Below are 3,800 nucleotides of genomic sequence, written 5' to 3' on the forward strand. Positions count from 1 at the left end.
ATTAAAGAACGCATCATTTTAGCGAAAGCTTTCATACAATAAGCAAACGTTACCTTGTTCAGCATTGCGCCGAAAATGTGAGGGAAATCACATTCACAGAAGAGGTGACTCAGACATTTCTATCGGCGATTTTTACAGATTGTGGTGAATTTTTATCATTAATCCGTCCGTTTTCGATTTTAGTGACATCACACCGCAACTCCTACCATCCCAAAGACATAGTTATTTTGTGGTTTATTTTCTGTGATATTAGGCGTATTTATAGTGAAAATTATAAGTCTAATTAGGAAGAGAACATGATCAACATTGCATTTTTCAGCGCAAAATCTTATGACGCGAGTTCTTTCTCAGAGGTCAGTGATACAAAGATCTTCTCGCTGCACTTTCACGATTTTCGACTCACCCCAGCCACAGCTAAAATGGCCCAAGGATGCACTGTGGTGTGTGCCTTTGTGAATGACGACTTAAGTCGCCCAGTATTGAGCCAATTGTATGAAAATGGGACGAGGCTTATCGCAATGCGCTGTGCCGGATTTGATAAAGTCGATCTCGATGCCGCAAAAGAGCTGGGTATTCAAGTGGTGCGAGTGCCCGCATATTCACCAGAATCGGTGGCAGAGCACACAGTAGGAATGATGATGTGTTTGAACCGCCGCTTTCACAAGGCGTACCAGCGCACCCGAGACGCTAATTTCTCACTAGAAGGGTTGGTCGGGTTTAACTTCTTCGGTAAAACCGCGGGAGTTGTTGGCACAGGAAAAATTGGTATCGCCACAATGCGTATTTTGAAAGGGTTGGGAATGAAGGTACTGTGCTTCGACCCTTATCAGAACCCTCTGGCGATTGAACTCGGTGCAACTTACTGCAGCCTTGAGGAAATCTACCAACAAAGTGATGTGATTACGCTTCACTGCCCAATGTCGCCAGAGAACTACCATTTACTCAACAGCCACGCATTTTCCCAAATGAAAGATGGCGTGATGATTGTAAACACCAGCCGAGGTGAATTACTCGACTCAGTTGCAGCAATTGAAGCACTGAAACAAGGTCGTATCGGCGCTCTTGGTTTAGATGTTTACGACAATGAAAAGGATCTTTTCTTCCAAGATAAGTCGAATGATGTGATTGTCGATGATGTATTCAGACGCCTATCGGCTTGCCACAATGTACTATTTACAGGACATCAAGCCTTTTTGACTGAAGATGCACTACACAATATCGCTCAGACAACTTTGGATAACATTCGTGCCTTTGCAAACAATCAACGTTGCGGAAATGAGCTTGTAACGCTTGATTAATTGAACCCATCACTAACATGAAGCCTCCTTGATGAAACACCAAAAGGAGGCTTCGAAATCATTAAAACCCTGATTCTATCAACGTATTTGTAAAGAGGCTAACGCTTCAGATGTGGCATCCTGTATTGATAAAAACAATGAGTTAATTTTACCCGTCGTGGTTCGCATCGGGTTTAAAGTAATGCTTTGGTACATATAATCGGCTTGCTGAGTGACAGGGCGAACATTACGACATTTGAAGAGATATGGGCGCTGCTGCCAAGTAATAAAACTACGACAACCTAAGTCATACACAGGTTTAGTTTTGAGCTTAAACCACTCTTGGGGGATTTCAGGAAACAGTTCAAAAATGGTTTTACCAATCGCATCGTGCCCTTGAATACCGCTGTGGTGTGTCATGAATCCATTCCACACTTGCACTTCGTAATCACGATTAATCACGATCAGCCCCATATCGACATTCTGCACCATATCCACCATCCAGTGGAACTGTTCAAATTCTGCAGGGAGATTCATCGTTAAAAATCCTCCATCAAGTACGCTAATTTACTGTCTAGCAACGGAAGAGACTCATCGACAAACATAAAGAGCAAGTCACAGCGGATCGTCGTTTGATCAATGTTGTAGCTCACTTCAAACGTCATCGTTTTTTTAAATGATCCAGCGGTTGAATTGATCACAGAGTCAATGGAGATGTGTTGCCCAAGCAATACTGGAGAGCTTTGAAAAAAACGCACCTCCGATTGCTCGCCTAATCCATTCAGAAAAGAACCAACTAATATGTTTGATACATCCATTAACAGTTCTAATTCTTCAAGCTCTTCACTGTCTGCTGGCACTTTCATTAATTTTTTCAGGTCAGAAACACTGGAATCACTCAAGAGCACCAGTGCTTCACCTGCAATGCCTTCACCGCTAAAGCCTTGACATACACCAGAAACTTGATCATTTTCCGCCAAGTCACGAAGTGCCATATGTAGCTCACTCACTTCAAAAATATTGACGTTTGGTAGCGGTAAATGAACAAATACATCAAAGTGTCGCGCCAGAGCATCAGCTGCTCGACCAATCGAAACGTTCGCAACTTCCATATAGATGTCACGACGTTTTAAGATAGGTAGTTCAACAGAGATAGGCGTAACGATACGAGGCTGTGTTGGCGGTTCGACTAATTCTCGTAGTACGCTATTTAACACGTCCTTATCAATCGGCTTTTGAATAAAAGCACGCGCCCCTAACGCCAATACTCGCTCTTTCGCTTTCGGCTGTATATCACCAGAAACAACAACAACAGGCGTTGTCATCCCTCTGCGTTGCATCTCTTCTAGCGTTCCGTAGCCGTCCAGTTCAGGCATAGTTAAATCGAGGAACATTAATTTAAAATCATGCTCTTCAAGATTTTTGATGCCATCTAAACCATGGACTGCGAAAGTAATATCGGCGTTTAGAGAGGCGGGAAGTGAACGAGCCATCTGCTTCCGAGCCAGTGCAGAGTCATCACAGATGAGTACGGGGAAAGACATGTAATCACCTTCTATTTATTAATTCGATAAATAGAGTGTATACCTAAACCTCGCGTAGATGCGAGTTGCGCAAAAAATTAATTAAAAAGTTTTAGGGGTCATAAAAGGCTACACACTCAAGCGAAACATCGGTTAGCAAGCAACAATGCTCGCTCATTTAAACCTCATAGTGAGGGCCAGAAGGTCAGTACAGCAATCCGCAACACAATAGCGGTAACAATGAATGCCACTCCCAAGCGGTACCACTTATATTCCTCAATTGACATGGGAATGCGACGATAAAACATCGTGATGACACCTTTCCAGTCATGGCTACGTTTACCATACCGCACAATACTCGTCAGAATAAAAATGATACCCAGTATTAAGATAACTTTCTCTGCCCAAAATAATCCAATGCCCATAGTACTTCCTTGTTCAGGAGATAAATAATCATTGCTAATAGTGTATATCGAAAAGATGAGCGCCACTCTTGGACAAAAGTCTAAAGTGCAAAAGCACCAAAAGGGCCCAGTGAGGAAGCCCTTTTGCATTAACAGAAATAATTTAGTTCGCTATCACATTAAGCATCTTGCGCGTAAGTTACGCATAAGGACTCTATGTATTAAGTGCGCTGCGCGTGATGCGCCGTTGTTTTAGAGATTGCAGAGGTTAATTTATCTCGATAACTGAACCAGAGGTATGTCACGACAATAGAGAAGAAGAGATACGACAAAGCAAAGATAAAAGGCGATGTGATCAATTGCGCCGATATCCCCCACGCAACACCGATAATGGTCACTGTCAATTTAGCAAGAAGCCCACAGATGAGAAGAAAAAGGGCAAACTCCGGCACTTTAGTACTTCGAAACGCAAACCAGTAACAGCTGCCTACTGCGAGTGACGCGATGTAAAGCCCAAGCAAAAATGAATGAAAGTGATCAGCAGAGGCCACACCCGCCGAGACAGACGCCATTAAAATCAGTATTAGTTTCATGTT

Annotated in this window: 5 protein-coding genes; 1 reads left to right on the forward strand and 4 read right to left on the reverse strand. The window is 42.9% G+C overall.

Annotated features, from left to right (window positions below):
• The first annotated feature begins 296 nt into the window (after window positions 1-296).
• Window positions 297-1,298 carry a 2-hydroxyacid dehydrogenase gene (locus tag B9J84_RS13285; protein ID WP_017046018.1) on the forward strand — a complete coding sequence of 334 codons (1,002 nt, stop codon included), beginning with the start codon at window positions 297-299 and terminating at the stop codon, window positions 1,296-1,298.
• 78 nt (window positions 1,299-1,376) lie between these two features.
• Here B9J84_RS13285 and B9J84_RS13290 read toward each other — a convergent pair whose 3' ends face one another.
• The 4 genes from B9J84_RS13290 to B9J84_RS13305 all read right to left on the reverse strand — a co-directional run bounded on the left by B9J84_RS13290 (window position 1,377) and on the right by B9J84_RS13305 (window position 3,797).
• The gene (locus tag B9J84_RS13290) at window positions 1,377-1,814 is read right to left on the reverse strand and encodes a PAS domain-containing protein (protein ID WP_017046017.1); all 438 of its coding nucleotides are present in this window, start codon (window positions 1,812-1,814) and stop codon (window positions 1,377-1,379) included.
• A gap of 2 nt (window positions 1,815-1,816) precedes the next feature.
• Complete coding sequence (locus tag B9J84_RS13295; protein WP_017046016.1) at window positions 1,817-2,821, reverse strand: response regulator; 1,005 nt, start codon at window positions 2,819-2,821, stop codon at window positions 1,817-1,819.
• A gap of 164 nt (window positions 2,822-2,985) precedes the next feature.
• Window positions 2,986-3,225 (reverse strand): hypothetical protein, encoded by a 240-nt coding sequence (locus B9J84_RS13300; protein ID WP_017046015.1) that lies wholly within the window; start codon window positions 3,223-3,225, stop codon window positions 2,986-2,988.
• 200 nt (window positions 3,226-3,425) lie between these two features.
• Window positions 3,426-3,797 carry an NADH:ubiquinone oxidoreductase gene (locus tag B9J84_RS13305; RefSeq protein WP_094124335.1) on the reverse strand — a complete coding sequence of 124 codons (372 nt, stop codon included), beginning with the start codon at window positions 3,795-3,797 and terminating at the stop codon, window positions 3,426-3,428.
• Window positions 3,798-3,800 lie beyond the last annotated feature (3 nt).

The organism is Vibrio sp. V03_P4A6T147, assembly GCF_002241085.1.
Lineage (GTDB): Bacteria > Pseudomonadota > Gammaproteobacteria > Enterobacterales > Vibrionaceae > Vibrio > Vibrio anguillarum.

Excerpts from the sequence above, each read along its gene's own strand:
- B9J84_RS13285 (WP_017046018.1), top strand. The coding sequence starts at position 297 with ATGATCAACATTGCATTTTTCAGCGCAAAATCTTATGACGCGAGTTCT.
- B9J84_RS13290 (WP_017046017.1), bottom strand. The coding sequence starts at position 1,814 with ATGAATCTCCCTGCAGAATTTGAACAGTTCCACTGGATGGTGGATATG.
- B9J84_RS13295 (WP_017046016.1), bottom strand. The coding sequence starts at position 2,821 with ATGTCTTTCCCCGTACTCATCTGTGATGACTCTGCACTGGCTCGGAAG.
- B9J84_RS13300 (WP_017046015.1), bottom strand. The coding sequence starts at position 3,225 with ATGGGCATTGGATTATTTTGGGCAGAGAAAGTTATCTTAATACTGGGT.
- B9J84_RS13305 (WP_094124335.1), bottom strand. The coding sequence starts at position 3,797 with ATGAAACTAATACTGATTTTAATGGCGTCTGTCTCGGCGGGTGTGGCC.